This is a genomic window from Micromonospora sp. IBHARD004 (assembly GCF_052814115.1).
The window spans coordinates 3,403,558-3,420,130 of sequence record NZ_CP199934.1 but is presented as its reverse complement, the minus strand read 5'-3'; the positions used below and the strand labels follow the sequence as shown (position 1 = coordinate 3,420,130).

At 72.0% G+C, this 16,573-nt stretch carries 12 protein-coding genes; 2 read left to right on the top strand and 10 right to left on the bottom strand.

What is annotated here, in order from left to right:
* Positions 1–60 precede the first annotated feature (60 nt).
* The 10 genes from ACTWO6_RS16605 to ACTWO6_RS16560 all read right to left on the bottom strand — a co-directional run bounded on the left by ACTWO6_RS16605 (position 61) and on the right by ACTWO6_RS16560 (position 14,215).
* Complete coding sequence (locus ACTWO6_RS16605; protein WP_446220511.1) at positions 61–1,554, bottom strand: ADP-ribosylglycohydrolase family protein; 1,494 nt, start codon at positions 1,552–1,554, stop codon at positions 61–63.
* Between the two features lie 111 nt (positions 1,555–1,665).
* On the bottom strand, positions 1,666–2,700 hold the full coding sequence (locus tag ACTWO6_RS16600; protein ID WP_446220510.1) for a hypothetical protein: 1,035 nt from the start codon (positions 2,698–2,700) through the stop codon (positions 1,666–1,668).
* Positions 2,701–2,889: 189 nt separating this feature from the next.
* The gene (locus ACTWO6_RS16595; RefSeq protein WP_446220509.1) at positions 2,890–5,001 is read right to left on the bottom strand and encodes an MMPL family transporter; all 2,112 of its coding nucleotides are present in this window, start codon (positions 4,999–5,001) and stop codon (positions 2,890–2,892) included.
* Positions 5,002–5,270: 269 nt separating this feature from the next.
* Entirely contained in the window at positions 5,271–5,954 is a 684-nt protein-coding gene (locus tag ACTWO6_RS16590; protein WP_446220508.1) for an FHA domain-containing protein, read from the bottom strand.
* A gap of 79 nt (positions 5,955–6,033) precedes the next feature.
* Positions 6,034–7,326, bottom strand: coding sequence for a VWA domain-containing protein (locus ACTWO6_RS16585; protein ID WP_446220507.1), 1,293 nt, complete (start codon positions 7,324–7,326; stop codon positions 6,034–6,036).
* Positions 7,323–8,357, bottom strand: a complete 1,035-nt coding sequence (locus ACTWO6_RS16580) for a PP2C family protein-serine/threonine phosphatase (protein ID WP_446220506.1) — start codon at positions 8,355–8,357, stop codon at positions 7,323–7,325. Before ACTWO6_RS16580 ends, ACTWO6_RS16585 begins: the two co-directional genes overlap by 4 nt.
* Positions 8,354–10,648: a tetratricopeptide repeat protein gene (locus ACTWO6_RS16575; RefSeq protein ID WP_446220505.1), complete on the bottom strand. Its 2,295-nt coding sequence runs from the start codon at positions 10,646–10,648 to the stop codon at positions 8,354–8,356. The genes ACTWO6_RS16580 and ACTWO6_RS16575 overlap by 4 nt, the downstream gene beginning before the upstream one ends.
* Positions 10,645–11,874 (bottom strand): hypothetical protein, encoded by a 1,230-nt coding sequence (locus ACTWO6_RS16570; protein ID WP_446220504.1) that lies wholly within the window; start codon positions 11,872–11,874, stop codon positions 10,645–10,647. Before ACTWO6_RS16570 ends, ACTWO6_RS16575 begins: the two co-directional genes overlap by 4 nt.
* A gap of 5 nt (positions 11,875–11,879) precedes the next feature.
* Positions 11,880–12,872, bottom strand: a complete 993-nt coding sequence (locus ACTWO6_RS16565; RefSeq protein ID WP_446220503.1) for a glutamate ABC transporter substrate-binding protein — start codon at positions 12,870–12,872, stop codon at positions 11,880–11,882.
* Positions 12,869–14,215, bottom strand: coding sequence for a hypothetical protein (locus ACTWO6_RS16560; RefSeq protein WP_446220502.1), 1,347 nt, complete (start codon positions 14,213–14,215; stop codon positions 12,869–12,871). Before ACTWO6_RS16560 ends, ACTWO6_RS16565 begins: the two co-directional genes overlap by 4 nt.
* A 406-nt stretch (positions 14,216–14,621) precedes the next feature.
* On the opposite strand from ACTWO6_RS16560, the gene ACTWO6_RS16555 reads away from it, so the two are divergent.
* Together ACTWO6_RS16555 and ACTWO6_RS16550 are read left to right on the top strand one after the other, a co-directional pair.
* Positions 14,622–15,665 carry an IS630 family transposase gene (locus ACTWO6_RS16555; protein ID WP_446220501.1) on the top strand — a complete coding sequence of 348 codons (1,044 nt, stop codon included), beginning with the start codon at positions 14,622–14,624 and terminating at the stop codon, positions 15,663–15,665.
* A 40-nt stretch (positions 15,666–15,705) separates the two neighbouring features.
* Positions 15,706–16,446, top strand: coding sequence for a VOC family protein (locus ACTWO6_RS16550; RefSeq protein ID WP_446220500.1), 741 nt, complete (start codon positions 15,706–15,708; stop codon positions 16,444–16,446).
* Positions 16,447–16,573: the final 127 nt, after the last annotated feature.

Here is a 16,573-nt window from a genome sequence, read left to right as displayed (position 1 = left end):
GGGCCGGTTACGCCTGCGGCGGCAGCCCGGGCGAACGCGCTACCTCGCTGGCGTAACGGGTCACAGCTGTTCGACGACCTGCCGCAGTTCCGGGTTGAGTGTCCAGCCGTGCGCGCCGAGCAGTCCGCGCAGCTCGGCCAGCGCGGAGCGCGCCTGCATGCCGGTGGTCAAGGTCGTGTAGCGGGCGGCGACCGCCGGCGTGCGACTCTGACCGGCGGCGCAGTGCAGCAGCACGACATGGCCCTCCTTACGCAACTCGAGCACCATCCGAGCGGCCTGATCGACGACGAAGTGCGGCTGCGCATTGGCTCCGGGCTGGTCGACCAGCCACGTTGACACCCGGTTGGCGACGGCCACGTCGTCGAAGTCGTGACAGCCAACGCGACACAGGGAGACCACCGCTCCGGCGCCCGCCGCGGCCGCGTCGGTGTGGAGGTTGCCGAGGATCACCCCGGGATCGTGCGGATGCGCCAGCATCAACGGTGCAACCGCAGGTCGTGGCGCGCGGGCGCAGCCCGGCCAGCCTGCGTGGTCGGTCCTGCCGCCTTGGGCCGTCAGCACGGCCAGGCGGTTCAGGTCCGCCGCGCGCCGGTTCGGCCAGCCGTGAACGATGCGCTGCCAGGCCAGGGGCACGGCGGAGGAGCCCCACCGGGCGCCGAGCAGGGCCCCGGCGATCGCCGCGACGGTGTCGGTGTCGTCGCCGACGCGGACCGCCGCCGCCAAAGCGTGTTCGAGATGCTGACAGGCGAAACTGCCACGGCCCGGGTCGTGTTCCGGAATCTCGGTGTGTGTGATCGCCGACCAGGCGGCCTGCAACGCGGGGATCACGAACCCGTTGGGACGGAACTGCTCCGGCGGCTTCGACTCCGCCTCGGCCAACCAGCCCGACCACTGGTCACGCCGCCCCGCAGGCAGCAGGTCCAGACCCTCGCGTACCCCGTCAAAGGTCCCGTCGAGAACCGCCCGACGGATCCCGGCGCACCACAACACACACGCGTCTGCGGCCAGGGGGTCGTGATGGGTCAGCTCACTGACTGCGCGGGCGGCTTCCGCGAGCGCCTCCGGCTGGCCGAGATAGGCCAGCGCAACCGGCGCGGTGCGCATCAGGGACCCGTTACCCGCGGTGAGGCCGGTTCTCCTGTGCAGCTCCGCGGCTGCGTCTCGCATCGCCGCGGCGATGCCCGCTCCGCCCACGTGCGAGACCGCGCCGAGGACCTGCCGGGTCTGTGCCCCCATATCGCTGGCGCCCTCCCGTTTCCACCGCAGGAAGTTGCCGGCGATGCGGTCGAGGGAGTCGCTGCTGCGCAGATCCGCCCCGGTGGCGGACACCTCCGCGATGCACATTGCCATTTGGGTGTCGTCGCTGTACTCACCGGGCGCGTACGGGCCGAGCCCACCGCCGCGCATCTCGGGCTGTTCGCCGGCCGCAAGCGGCGGTTGGAACTCGTACGGCACGCCGAGCGCGTCACCGCACGCCGCAGCGAGGAGAACACCGGCAGCCCGGTCGCTCTGGATCGCGTCCAGCGGCACAGTCGCTGTCATCAACTCCCCCACCGTCGCAACTCCCCACGTCCTCATCGCCTGCGTCAGCCCGAGGACCATACTGCGACAGCGCGCCTGCAGCATCCTGGCCCCGGCCGGGTTGCCGCCCGCCGGATCGGCAGGTCAGCGTGCGAGCCTGTCCAGAGCGGCGGCTATCGCGTCGTCGGTCGCGTCCGTTCGGACATGGCCGATGACAGTGCCGTCGGCGTCGACGAACGCGATCACGCCTGACTGCGCCGGGTCGACCTCGGTCATGTCGAAGAACCAGACTGCCGGGCGGGGGATCGCGGCATAACCGACTGGAACGGGAACGCGGCCTGCCTCCTGCTCGATCTCCGCGATTGGTGCCGGGGCGTCTTTGGACCCGAACGGCTTCCATGCCAGGCCAATGACGGCCGGCCGGTGACTGGCGGTCAGCGCGAGGACGCGCTGGATCCCTGTGAGCACGTGCGGGACGTCACCGACCACGACCACCACGGGCTTGCCGAGGTACGCCGCCCAACGGAGGTCTCCACCGCCGAGCTGGCCTACGGTGAAGTCAGGCACCTGCATGTCCCGGACCGGTTCCGCTCCCTCGTCGGGTTCCATTCGACCGGTGTCGCCCGGGTTCTTCCCGCACGCAACATCGAGCACCTGCAGGGCCGCGGTGTCCGGCGGCGGCAGTGCCTCACGGGAAAGCTCCGCACCGACCCCCCGCAGCTGCTCCGCCGCGGCCATGGCGGTCGCCGGGTCATCACCGGCGACGGCGACGGTGACCAGCGAAGCACCGGTGAGCAGGACGAGCGCATCGCCGAGGTGCACGGCCGGGACGCCGCGGACCGGCGCCAGGCGACTACAACCGACAGCCATACTCAACATCGACGAATCCAGCGGCTGATTGATGACCTCGAGCGGAGGCGCACATGAGTCGACGACCGCGAGACACGTCCCGTAGATCGCGTCGACCCGGCCGGTGCCGTCCGCGCCAACGTCGGTCAGCGGCCAATCGCGGAATTGCTGGCCGAGGTAGTAGACCGGCCGTTCGGCGTTGGCGGCGATCTCGTTGAGGCGCTCGTCAACCTGCCCGGGTTTGGGCGACGTGCCGATCCCGCAACCGGCAAGTACAAACATCCACACGGCGGTCAGCCACATCGGCAGCGTCCGCCGACGCTCCGTCACCTACTCAATGTAGGACCACCGCCGGATACGGGAAAGGACCGAAGGGCGGCGGTTTCAGGCGGAGCCGACGCATGGCGGGGCGGTGGGGCCGTTGCTGGTCAGGGCGTCGTCGGCCGTCGGGCCGGTTGAGCACTTCGGACGCGGTGACCACTTCGCCGATGTGCACCTGACCTGTACCCACTAGCTCCGTCAGGCGGGGACCTCGCTTGGTTGCCGGGCCGCCTCGGGGGGCTCCACGTCGGCGATCTTGCCGAGCCGGCTGGGCCACCACATGTGCCGTCCGATGTCGAGGTTCAGCGCGGTGACCAGGACCGCCCGGACGATGATCGTGTCGAGCAGGACGCCGAACGCCACCGCGAAGCCGATCTCGGCGAAGGCGGTCAGCGGGAGGGTGGCCAGCACCGCGAAGGTGCCGGCGAGGACGAGACCCGCGGACGTGATCACGCCGCCGGTCGCGGCGAGGCCGATGAGTGCGGCGCGCCGGGTGCCGTACCTCGCGGCTTCCTCGCGTACCCGGGTCATCAGGAAGATGTTGTAGTCGATGCCCAGCGCGACGAGGAACACGAACACGAACAGTGGCAACGACGTGTCGGCGCCGCCGAAGCCGAAAATGTGCCGAAAGACCAGCGCGCTCGCGCCCAGGGCGGCGCCGAACGACAGCACCACCGTCGCTACCAGCACCAGCGGCGCGACGATGGCCCGCAGCAGCAGCGCCAGGATGACGAGGACCACGACGAGCACGATCGGGATGATGAGGTTGCGGTCGTACCGGGCCGCCCGCTGCAGGTCGAGGTTGATCGCCGTGTTGCCGCCGACCTGAGCGTCCGCGCCGGGCACGGCGTGGACGCGGTCGCGTACGCGGTCGATGGTGTCGTAGGCCGCCGGGCTGTCGGCCGCGGCGTTGAGGGTGCCCACGACATAGGCGAGGCCACCCTTGGCGACGGGTTCGCTGACCGAGGCCGGGTCGATGCCCTCAGTCGACGCGAGCGCCGCCTTCACCGCGGTGCCCTGCTCCGCCTTGCTGATTACGACGACCGGGTTGCCCGCACCGGCCGGGAAGTGCCGGGCGAGCACTTCCTCGCCCACGATCGAGTCCGGGTTGCCCCGGAACGATTCCTTCTGGGTCAGCCCGGTCGCGTCGAGCTGGACGAGGCCTATCGCCATGACGGCCAGTGCCAGGCCGGTGGCGACCCAGGTGACGCGGGGGCGGTTGGCGATTCGCTTGCCGATCTTGGCCCACAACCCGGTAATGGTGGGCTCGGCGGAGCCGAACCGGGGCCGCGCCGGCCAGAAGATCCAGCGGCCGACCGTCACAAGCATGGCCGGGAGCAGGGTCAGCATGACCGCGAGCCCCACCAGGACGCCGATCGCGGCGACCGGGCCGAGGCCCTTGGTGGAGTTGGTCTCGGCGAAGAGCAGGCAGAGCATGCCGATCACGACGGTGCCGGCGCTCGCGATGATCGCCGGGCCGGCGCGGTGCAGCGCCACTGCCATGGCCTCGTGCCGGTCGGAGTGGCGCCGCAGCTCCTCGCGGTACCGCGCCACGAGCAGCAGCGCGTAGTCCGTGCCCGCGCCGAACACGAGCACGGTCAGGATGCCCGCACTCTGCGCGTTGACGGTGAGGCCGGCGTTCTTGGCCAGCAGGTAGATGACCGCCTGGGCGGCGGTAAGCGCTACGCCGGCGGAGATGACGGGCAGCAGCCACAGCCCGGGACTGCGGTAGGTGAACAACAGGATCACCACGACCACACCGATCGTGGCGAACAGCAGCCTGCCGTCGATGCCAGCGAAGGCCTCGCTGGAGTCCGCCGCGCTGCCGGCGGGCCCCGTGACGTGCACCGACAGCTCGCTGGCGCCGGCCTTCGCGACGTCCTTCATCGAGGTGACAATGTCGCCCGCCTTGTCCCACCCCTCAGGGCCGAGGTTGAGCGGGACGATGATCTGCGCCGCCTGGCCGTCGCCGGAGAAGATCGGGCGGGCGACCTGGCCGTCGAGTTCGGCGAGCTGGCCGAACCTGTGCGCGTCGGACGCGACCTTCACCCGGTCGGCTTCGGTCAGTCCGGAGGACCGCTGGTAGACGACAACGGCCGGGATCGTGTCGGGCGACGCGAACGCCGCCTGCCGGTCGAGCACCTGGGTCGACTCCGCGCTGCCCGGCAGCCAGGACTTGGCTTCGTTGTCCTGGACGCTGGTGAGCTTGCCGGCAAGCGGCCCAGCCAGAGCGACGAGAGCCAGCCAGAACACGATGATGAGGTACTTTGTCTTGCGTCCTGTGATCAAGCTCGCAACCGACCTGGTCATGATCCCCCCATTTTGGACGTCCAAGCCCCAATGGACCAGGTTATGTTCCCGTCTACCCGTGCGTCCCAGCATCGGCGGTACGCACCGGCACTACTGTCCGAAACCCCTAGGGGTCGACCTCCTCCGGCCGCTCTTGAGGAGGACGCGCAGCGGGATCCACTCCCCATCCCTGTACCCCGCCGAAACCGCGACCACAGCGAAGGCCGAACCAGCCATAAAGAAGGCAAAGCCCGTCGATCCCCGCCCAGCCGCACAGGTTAAAGATCAAGTTAGGCGGGGCGGATGGACAGGCAGGTCCAAGCGCCGACGAAGACGCGGTCACCGGCGGCGATCGGCATCGGGGTCTCGGACGGGACCGGCGCCGATTGCGGGTCGTTGAGGTACGTGCCGTTGGATGAGCCGAGGTCGACGACCGCCCAACCGTCCGGCTGCGCGACCAGGAGCGCGTGGGTATGCGAGACGCCCGGGTCCTCCGGTGGGCCGCTGAGGTCGATGTCGGGATGGATGCCCCGGGACCGGCTGGACCGGCCGACCAGCAGTTGCTGGCCGACCAACGGGAACCGGCGCTCGACGACGAACCGAGGAAAGGTCAGCCCGCCGGCGTCCTCGCCGCCCATGCCGAGCACGGCGTCGAAGTAGCCGCGGTCGGTGCCCACCACGACGACCAGCGCCGTCGGCGCGGCCGAAGCCACCGGTCCGGCGGCCGTCTCACTGCCCGCCTCGGGGACGGCGACGCCGGCGGGCAAGGTGGGGGGATCCGCTGCGGTCACCGGCGGGGCGAGCAGGAAGTCGTAGCCGTCCTCCTCGCAGAACCGGCCAGTCCGGGGCGTATCGCAGACCGGGCACGGCGTACCGGTGGCGACGGGATCCGCGGGCGGGGTCGCAGGCGAGACCGGCGCCACGGACGGCGGGGCCACGGCGGCTGGCGGGGCCGGCGTCGACGTGCCGGACATCGGGGCACCGCACTGGTCGCAATAGTCGGCGGTCGTCGATTCGTGTCCCTTGGGGCAGGTGGCCATCGTTCCGCTCCCGTCAGGCCTGCGTCTTCTTCACCCGGATGGTCTTCACCGACCGCACGTTGGTCAGCTCGGCGTCCACTCCGGCCACTTGCTTCTTGAGGCGGACCGTGCCGGTCGGCGCGTCGACCACGTCCACCACCCGGGCCAGCAGCTTGGCGGTGTCGGCGTGGCCGGACTCGGTGGCCAGCTGGACCGCCCGGCCGAGCTTCGCGGTGGCGGTCTCGACGTCGCCGGCGTCCCGGGCCTTCAGCCCGTCCTGGATCGCGGCGGCCAGCTCGGCCTGCCCAGTGTAGTGCGCCACCTGCCGGTTGATCCGGGTGGAAAGCTCCTCGTCGTCGGTCCACCGGGCCAGCACGAGTCGCTCTGTGAGCACCTGACCGGCGCTGACCAGGCTGACCCGGGCGGCGAGCAGCTCCTCCCCCACCGGTTGTGGCTCCAGCTCCACCGAGATGTGATAGTCCCGGCTCTCCGCGCCCCAGGCGCCGGTCGGATAGTCGCCGATGCGGGCGCTGACCTCGGTGCGCCGGCCGGTGAGGTCCTCGACCTGCGGGAAGACCTGCTTGACGAAGCGGATCGTGGCGCCCGCCGGGCTCCACACCCGCAGTGACACGTCAGCCACCGACTTGCCCATCGCGGACGCGGTCATCGCCTGGAACGCGGCTGGCAGGTCGGCCGGGTTCTCCAACCCGTCCGCGGTGCCGAGCAGCGTGGACGCCACCTTCCGCAGCTCGTCGGCGACCCAGTCGGCGCCGACGCCTCGGCTGTCGCAGATGAACCGGCCCTCGCAGGCGTCCAGCACCCGCTGCAGGTCCTCCGGCCGCTCGCTCTGGTTCTGCCCGTCGGTGAGCAGGATGGCGTGCTTCACCTCGGCCGGCTGGCTGGCGAACAGGTGATTGGCCATGTTGAGCCAGGCGCCGATGGCGGTTCCGCCCTCGGCTCGCAGCCCGGCCACCGCCGCCTTGGCCTGTGCCCGGGTCTGCTGGGAGGCGGGCACCATCCCCGGCTGCGGCGGGTAGACCATCCGGGCGTGCGCCGAGCCGGCGACGACCGCGAAGGCCACGCCGTCGCGCAGGGTGTCGATGGCGACCGCGGTGGCCCGCTTCGCCTGCTGGATCTTCGAGTGGGGAGCGGTCATCGAACCGGAGGTGTCGATCATGATCACTTGCGCCGCGCTCAGCGGGCCGGAGTTACCCCGCAGGTTTGCGCCGGAGGCGGTGACGGTGACGATCGCGTCCACGATCCGTCGTCCCGCCGGAAGGTATTCGTTCTGGTCGACCTCGGCGACGAACTCGGGTTGCCCGCTCATGCCGGTGTCCCTCCTGTCTCGGTTACTGGAAACGGCAGTACGGCGACCGCTACGTTGTCGTGGCCGCCGCCCTCCAGCGCCAGCCTGGTCAGGCCCTGCGCCACGGCCAGCGGCGTCGGCGGCAGACCGGACACCGCCGCGGCCATGTCGTTCGCGCCCGGCAGATAGTGGTGCAGCCCGTCGGAGCAGACCACGATCCGGCCGGGGCCGGTCGGACGGACAGTCACGACGTGGGCGTCCTCGTCGTCGCCGTCCACCCCGAGCCAGCGGATCAGGGCTGGGGACCGGGGGTCCTCCTCGGCCAGCCCTGCCGGCACCGGCAGGCCGGCGGCCACCTGGGCCCGCAACGAGTCGTCGAGGGTCAACAGTGCGTCGTCCGGCCCGAGCCAGTAGGCCCGGCTGTCCCCGATCCAGCTCACCGTCACCGCGTCCCCGGTGACGATCGCAGAGACGTACGTGCAGCTGGGTGGGGTGTCGCGGTCCGTGGGTCCGGCGGCGGCCCGGGCCGCGGCGGCCGCTGCCCGGGAGCCCCGCCGGCTGGCTTCCGCCGGATCCGCACCGCCCCGCAGGGCGTCCAGCAGCTCGTTGATGGCCGACTCCACTGCGGCGGTGGCGGCGGTGTCGGCGCGGGTCGAGGTGGAGACGCCGTCGCAGACCACCGCGACCGTGGCGTCGGCGACTCGGCCGATCGCCACGGCGTCCTCGTTGCGCGGCCGGCGGGCCCGGTCCGTCACTGCGGCAAGGCCGCCGAGGGCGAGTTCGGCGTGGTCGCGGCCGACCGAGCGCCGGCGGCCGCATGAGTCGCAGTATCCGCCGCCTGGCACCTGGGCGCCGCAGCCGCCGCAGTCGCCCTCGGTCGCCCGGGAGGACAACCATGGTACGACCGGCGGTGTGCCCGATCTCGGCCCTGGCAGCGGGGCCGCGGTGGCCGTCGCCTCCTCGCCGGTCCGCAGGTTGCGCCCGCACACCTCACAGAAGCGGTCCCCCGGATCGCCGGCCGGGCCGTGCTCGGGGCAGGACGGGGGCGTCATGTCAGCGTCCTCGGCCGGACGGCGTTGGCCCGGTCGACCAGCGCGATGCGGGTGGGCGGGTCAGCGGCCAACTGTGCCAGGGTGCGGTAGGCGCGTTCGAGGCCCAGCCGCAGCCCCTTCTCGTGGGGTTCATGCCCGAGCACCCGGGCGTCCGGCGGCAGGGCGTGCCCGGAGGTGACCCAGGCCAGGGCCGCCTCGAGCATCTCCACCGTCAACCGGGCCTGCCGCTCGACGTCCAACCCGAGCCGCTGCAGCCGGCCGGAGGCGGCCAGCAGTTCGCCGGCCCCGGCGGGAAAACCGTCCGCCGGCAGGTTGGCCCGCACCGCGGCCACCTGGGCAGGGATGTGGTGGCTGGAGCTCTCCGGCACCTGGTCGAGGACGCGCAGCGCGGCGACCCGGCCGCCCTTGGCGAGCTGGAGCCGGGCCAGCCCGAAAGCGGCGCTGATGAAGCCGTGGTCGGTCCGCCAGACCCGGTCGTACAGCCGCTCGGCGAGCTCCGGGTCTCCGGTGCACTCCACCGCGGCGGCCAGCGCCAGCCGGGCGGCCGGCTCGCCCGGCAGTTGGCCGTAGACGGCGTCGAACGCCACGCGCGCGTCCCCGGGCCGGTTCGCGGCCAGTGCGGCGAGGCCGCGGTGCCAGTCGATCCGCCAGTCAAACGGGTCGTCGGCGTAGAGCCGGTCCAGGTCTGCGGCGGCGCCGGCCAGGTCGCCGCCGTCGATCCGGGCCCGCACCAGGCGCAGCGCCACCTCGACGCTGCGCACCGGGGCGTTGCGCAACTGCGCGATCAGCTCGCCCGGGGCGGTCGCCGTCAGCGTGGTCAGGAAGCCGGTACCCGGGTCGAGGACGTCCACCTGCGGCAGCGGCAGCGCGGCGGCGACCGCCGCCGGGTCGAGCCGCTGGGCGATGGCGGTCAGGCCGACCTCTCCGGCGCCGGTGCCGAACGCCCGGCGTTCCGGGGTGAACTGCCGGGACACCGCCGGCCGGGGCACGCCGTCGGCGGCCGACAGCACCTCCCGCAGCACCCCGAGGAGCTGTTCGGTCATCTCGGCCGCCGACTGGAAGCGCCGGTCCGGATCGAGGTGGGTGGCCCGGCGCAGGAGCCGGTCGTACGACTCCTCGCGGCCCAGCAGGGGCACTTCGGAGCGGTCCGGCAGCCGGTCGGCGTAGATGCTGGCGAAGCCGCGGAAGTCGAAGCTCAGCACCGCGAGGGTCCGGCCGACGGTGTAGAGGTCCGCCGTCACCGACGGCCCCACCTCGGCGACCTCTGGAGCCTGGTAGCCGGGGGTGCCGTAGACCGCGCTCACGTCGTCGTCGACCTGCCGGACCGCACCGAGGTCGATCAGTTTGAGCTGCTCCTCGGCGTGGATGACGTTGTCCGGCTTGAAGTCGCAGAACAGCAGGTTGCGGTCATGCAGATAGCCCAGCGCGGGCAGGATCTCGACGCCGTAGGCGATCACCTCGGCCAGCGGCAGCGCCCGCTCGCCGGTGGCCGCCCGCCGGCTGACCAGCATGTCCCGCAGCGACTGGCCGCCGACGTACTCCATCACGATGTAGCCGACCGGCACCCCGCTCTTCGGGTCCGGATGCTGCACGAAATCGTGGATCTTGACGATGCTTGGATGGTCGATCTCCACCAGGTAGCGCCGCTCGGTCACGGCGGCGGCCATCGCGTCCGGGTCACTGGTGTTGATCAGCCCCTTGAGGACCACCCATCGGTCGCTGACGGTGTCGCTGACGTTCCTGTCCCGGGCCAGGTAGATCCAGCCCAGTCCGCCGTAGGCGAGCGCGCCGAGCACCTCGTACCGGTCGTTGACCACGTCGCCACGGCCGAGGCGGGGCAGGAAAGAGAACGGGGTGCCGCAGTGGGGGCAGAAGCCTTCGGCACGGCCCGGGGTGCCGTCCCGTCCCCGGCCGACCGGCTTGTCGCACGCGACGCAGTACCGGCGGGATTCGGCCACCGTCGGCTCGGCCATCACCGCGCTGGCCGGGTCGCGCAGCGGGACCCTGGGCAGCTCGATCAGGCCGGCACCGAGGCCACCGCGGGTGGCCCCACGGCTGCGGCCGGAGCCCCGCGAGCCGGTGCGCACCGAACCGCCGCGGGCGCTCACCGGGGTCGAGGCGACGGAGGCGAGTGGTGCCGGTCCCACGCCCGACCCGGGCAGCGCTGGCCCGGCGCCGGGGGGCGGCTGCGCCGGCAGGATCCCGGCTGGGGCCTTGCGCCCGCATTCGTCGCAGTAGCCCTCCGGCCCGTAGCTGCCGGTGCAGTCGGGTCGTACGCACCGCTGGCTCATGTCGTCCCCCGCTCGCTGAGGTCGTTGAGATACCGCTGATACGCGGACAGGGCCCGGGTCGCCGCGGGCAGATCGCACGGGCTGGAGTAGAGAAGGTCCTCGGCGGCGCGGTGCCGACGGGACAGCTCGGTGTGCTCGGCGAAGCCGAGCCGGGCCGCCTTGGCCCGGTAGGCGGCGAGGCGGCCGCGCAGCTCGACGCGGCGCTCCAGCAGCCCGTCCGCGGCATCCCGCAGCCCGGCGGCCCGCTCGACCGCCGCCGCGGCGGCCCGCTCCGCCGCCGCCAGCTCGTCGGCCAGCCGGCTCCACCGCCGCTCCCGGTGAAGTTGGTCGAGCTGCGCCAGCTGGGCCCGTAGCGCGGGGGCGGCATCCGGTACGGCGGGCAGGCCGGTGTTGGCGATCTTCTCCTCGGCGGCGACGCAGGCCCGGGCGGCCGCCTCCTCGCCGGCCTCGACCTCGACAACCGTGATGCGCAGCCGCTCCGCCCGTCGCGGGTACCCGTCGCGCAGACCGACCAGCGCGTCGATCTCGCCGGCCACCGTCGCGGTCTCGGCGGCCAGGTCGCGCAGCCGGGTGTCCAGCGTGCCGGCGCCGGGTCCGCCCGGCGCCACCGCCAGCGGATCGCCGGACGCCTCCCGGTACGCGTCGGCGAGCCGCTCGCCGAGCCGGTCCAGGGCGGCGGTGGGCGCCCCGTCCGGCCCGAGGGCGTCGACGGCGGCCCGCAGCCGGGCCAGCGCTTCATTCGGCTCCGCGAACCGGACAACCAGCGCTGATCCGACGTCGTCCAGGATGGACAGGCGGTCGATGGCGTCGGCGCTGCCGGCTTCCAGCTGGCGGGCGAGCTCCATCAGCGGCAGCCGGACGGCGCCCGGCGGCGCATCGTCGAGAACCATTCCGTTCGCGCCGACCGGGACCACCGGGGCACGCAGCAACCACGTGAGCTTCGCCAGCTCCGCGTCGCCGGGTCGGGAACGTTGCGCCCGCAGGGTCCGGACCTGGTCCAGGACCGCGCCGAGGGCATTGAACCGGGACCAGAGCGCGTCGATGTGGGCGGTCAGGTCGGCGGCGTACCGCTCGGTCCGTCCGGTCAGGCCGGGCACCCGGACCGCCGCAAGGCCGGGATGGTTGTCCAGGGAGTACATGGCGGCGGAGATCCGGTCGTGGGCCGCCCCCAGCGCGACGATGGCCACGTCGACCTCGTCACGGCTCAGCGGAGCCGGTGCGGTCACGCCGGTCAGTCCCGGTATCGGGCGGTCGGCGGCTGTGGAGCCGGGCCGAGCGCGGTCAGCCACCGGGTGTAGAGCCGGGTCCAGGTGCCGTCCGCGCGCAACTGAGCCAGCACCCCGTTGACGAACCGGACCAGGTCGGTGGCATCACGGTTGATGCCGATCCCGTACGGCTCGTCGCTGAACCGTGGCCCGACCACGACCGCGTTGGGGTCCTGCGCGGCCAGCCCGGCCAGAATGCTGTCGTCGGTGGAGACGGCAGCGACCTGGTTCTGCTGGAGCATCACCAGGCAATCCGTCCAGTCCGGCACCCCGACCGGCAGCGGTTTGGCCGGTGCGGCAGCGACGTTGCGGATCGACGTGCTGCCGATCGCCGAGCAGACCTTCTGGCCACCCAGGTCGGCGATGCCGCGCACGGGCGACCCGCGGCGCACCAGGATCCGCTGGCCGGCGGTGAAGTATTCGGTGGAGAAGTTGACCTGCTGCCACCGTTCGCAGTTCATCGTCATGGTCTGTACGACGATGTCGACCGTCCCGTCCTGCAGGGACGGAATCCGGGCGGCCGAGTTCGTGGCCCTGAACTGGATCTTGGATGGATCGCCGAAGATGGCCCGGGCCACCTCGCGGGCCACGTCCACGTCGAAGCCGGTCAGCTCTCCGGTGAGCGGGGCGCGGAACCCGAACCGGTAGCTGTTCTGGTCGACACCGACGATCAGCCGGCCCCGCTGCAAAATCTGAGCCATGGTCGAGCCGGCCGGCATCTGGCCGGGGCGGGGCTGGGTGGCCGCTGGGCGGAGACTGGCCCGCGGATCGCAGGGGGCGGGGCCGGCGTTGGCCCCGTCCGGGACCTCCGCCGGATCCTGCACCCCGACCGGGCGGACCGGCGTGACGGCGGACGTGCCGGCCGGCAGGGTCCCGCCGCCACCGCCGCCGCCGCAGCCGGCCAGGCCGAGGGTCACGGTCAGCGCCACGGCCGCGGACATCAGTCGAGAGGCATTCATCGGTACTCCGCGATTCGTCGCTGGATGCCCGTCGCAGCGCCGATCACCATCAATCCGGCCAGGACCACGACGCCGAGGTCCAGACCGGACAAGCCGCGACGGGCGGATTGGGCGTCGGCCTCGAACCGGTCGCTGTTGCGGGTGATGGAGCTGGCGAGCGTGCCGTCCAACTCGTTGAAGATGCTCGTCGTCGCGGCGGGGTCGCTGCCCACCGCGGCGGTCACCGCCTCGGTGTACTGGCCGCCGTCGTCGAGCTGCCGCAGCTTCTGGTGTGCGGCGAGCCAGTCCCGGGCCCGCCCCGCGGCGCTGTCGGCCGCGGCCCGCGTCGGTTCGTCGGCGGCCCGGGCGGCCGCGTCGCGCAGCAGCCCGCCGTGGCCATCCGGGCCGATCAGCCGGCTCATCACCGCGCTGTAGTCCTTGTCGAAGTCACCGCCGCCGCCGCGGGCCACCAGGGTCAGCGACTCGTCGGCACGGGCCTGCAACGCCGCGACCCGGGCCTGGACGAGGCGGTCGACCTGCGCCGAGCCGTCCCGGTCGCTGGCGTCCAGCCGGGCACCGATGACAACCGCGGACACCCCGAGCCAGCCGACCAGCACCACCGCGGCCGCGGTCGCCCCCACCAGACCGATGTTGAACACCCGGTTGGTCCGCCGGGTGAGCCAGATCTGCGTCCGCACCAGACCGGCTATGGCCACCAGTCCGAGCAGCACGGCGATCCAGGGGAACCCGGCGCCGCCGCCGCGCGCCCGGTCCAGCTCCGCGGTGACCGACCGGTAGAGCTGCTGGGCGGCCGGCAGCATCCGCTGCCGCATCAGCCCCGACGCCTCCCGCAGATACGCCGCGCCGACCGGCAGACCCTGCCGGTTGTAGGCGCGAGCCGTCTCGATCAGCCCGGTATACACCGGGAGTTCGGCGGCGATCACCCCCACGGCGCCGTCCCTGGCCCCGTCTCCGGACCGCCCGGCGGCGATCACCGCCAACGCCGCCGCGGCCTCGGCTACGCCCTGCTTGTAGCGGTCACGTTGCGCCGCCGGCTCGACACCGCCGGACAGGAAGGCGCTCGCCGCTGTGGCATCCGCGTCGGACAGAGCCCGGTAGAGGTCCTGCGCGGCCACCACCAACGCGCCGCTGCGAGACGTCACGCCGTCGATCAGGTCGGCCCGCTGCCGCACCCCGGTGAATCCCACCACCCCAACGACGAACCCCAGGGCGACCAGGCCGGCCAGCACGGCGGCCAGCCGGCGTGGCGTGTCCCGGAGGCCACCGGCGATCCGGCCCCGCAGACCGGCCAGCCGGGTAGGCCGTACATCGGTCACCGGCGGGGGGACGAGCGTCGCCGTCACCGGCACCACCCTCTTCAGCACTCGCCGTGGGCGAGACGTCAACGGAATTGCTGGCCGTCAACGTACTCGCCGGATGCAAGTTGCGGCGCCCGGGCGGCAGGATGGACGGGGGCGGCCGAACCTATCGGCGGCCGGCGCCACCGGCCCCGGGCCCGGTCCGTACCTGCGCGTCCACCCGGTGACCAGAGTGACGCCTACCGGCCGAACATCTGTACGCGCATCGCACGGGAGTGGGATCGGCTGACACCTTCGGGGCGGCCGAAGAGGTCACCGAGCAGGAAGCCCTGGTCAGCGCGATATGGGTCGATGGGTTCGGTAGGTCGGGTTGATCAAGTATCCGGCTGGTGGTGGGATAAGCGCGGCGGCTCGGGCTCGGCGGGAGGCGGTCCGCCGCCAGGCTGCGGCGATGTTCGAGCAGTCCCAGCCGACCGCGGTGATCGCCGTGCATTTGCGGGTCACCGCGAAGTCGGTGCGGGACTGGCGACGCAGATGGGCTGCCGGTGGGGCGGCAGCGTTGGCCTCGTCGGGAACCGGCGGCGCGGACTGCCGACTCTCCGCTGAGCAGCGGGATCAGCTCGCTGCTGTCCTGGACGAGGGACCGGTCGTGCATGGTTGGGACGACGCCCGCTGGACCTTGGCTCGGGTTGCGGAGCTGATCGAGCGGCGCTTCGAGGTCACCTACACCCTGCGCGGGGTGTCCTATCTGCTGCACCGGATGGGCTACAGCCTGCAGGTTCCTGCCCGGCGGGCGGTCGAACGCGACGAGCGGGCGATCACCACCTGGCACCGCAGGCGGTGGCCGGCGGTAAAAAGGCTAGCGGCGGCGCGGGGCGCGTGGATCTGCTTCCAGGACGAGACAGGTCAGACTCTGCGACCGCTGCGAAGCAAGACCTGGGCACGGCGCGGGCGAACGCCGGTGGTCACGGTGTCGGGCAAGGGCTCCGGCCGGATCTCGATCGCCGGGCTGGTCTGCCTCAAACCCGGACACCGTGGGCGGCTGATGTGGCGCACCCGGCTACACCGCGGCCGGCACGGCGAGCGGGGCAGTTTCAGCGAGGACGATTACATCGCCTTCCTCGACCAGGCCCACCAGCGGTTGCAGGCGCCGATCGTGGTGGTCTGGGACAACCTCAACACCCACATCAGCGTGCGAATGCGGACTCTGATCGCCGCCCGGCACTGGTTGACCGTGATACGACTACCGGCCTACGCACCCGACCTGAACCCGACCGAGGGCGTCTGGTCCTGGACCAATCGCGGTATCACCAACATCGCCGTCCACGGCGTCGACCACCTCGCCCACATCGTCAAACAGCGGCTACGCGCCTGCCAGCAGCAGAGTGACCTCATCGCCGGCTTCCTCGCCCAAACCGGCATGACCCTCGAACCGAACTGCCATAACGACGCGGACCTCGGCCTTCAACCTCTTGTACGTGCACCAACTCGTTAATGCCTTGTTGCCTTGCCTGGGCGGTGTCTACTGTCTGGTGATGCGTTCGCGACTGCTGGCAGTGACCTTCGAGGCGCACGACCCGGCTCGTCCGGCGCAGTTCTGGGCCGCTCTGCTCGGTCGGGAGGTCATCGAGGATGCCGTCGGAGCGCTTTTGCCGGGCGATGACACCCAGCTCGGTCTTCGGTTCGTTCCGGGCCGCGCAGGCCAACTCGGAGCGAACCGCATGCACCTGCACCTGACCAGCGCCGATCTCGACGAGCAGCAGCACACGGTGGCGATGGCGCTGAAGCTTGGTGGCCGCCACCTCAACGTTGGGCAGCGACCTGAGGACGAGCACGTCGTCCTGGCCGACCCCGCGGGCTACGCGTTCTGCGTGATCGAGCCCGGCAACGCCTACCTCGCCGGGTGCGGCTTCCTCGGTGAGCTCACCTGTGACGGCACCCGGGAAGTCGGCCTGTTCTGGAGTAAGGTGCTGGGCTGGCCGCTGGTGTGGGACCAGGACGAGGAGACCGCGATCCAGTCACCGCGCGGCGGCACCAAGGTCGCATGGGCAGGCCCGCCCGTGGCCCCGAAAAAGGAGCCGAACCAGCAGCGCTTCGAGCTCATCCCGGCCGCTGGCGACCAGCAAGCGGCGGTCGACGGGCTGATCTCCCTCGGGGCCACTCGGCTCGAGATCGGTAAGGACGGCGCAGTCATGCTGGCAGATCCAGACGGCAACGAGTTCTGCGTCAGGGGGACTGACCACAGCCCTGCCGGATCGCCCATCGTGCCAGGGTGACCTGTGGGTGACCTGCTGCCGGATAACCAGGGTGCGGGTCCGGGGCGCGTTGTGCGCACGCATGCTGACGGTTTACCGGATGCCGGCGGTGGGGTGGTCGACCCGGGACGCGTCGGCGACGAGCCGG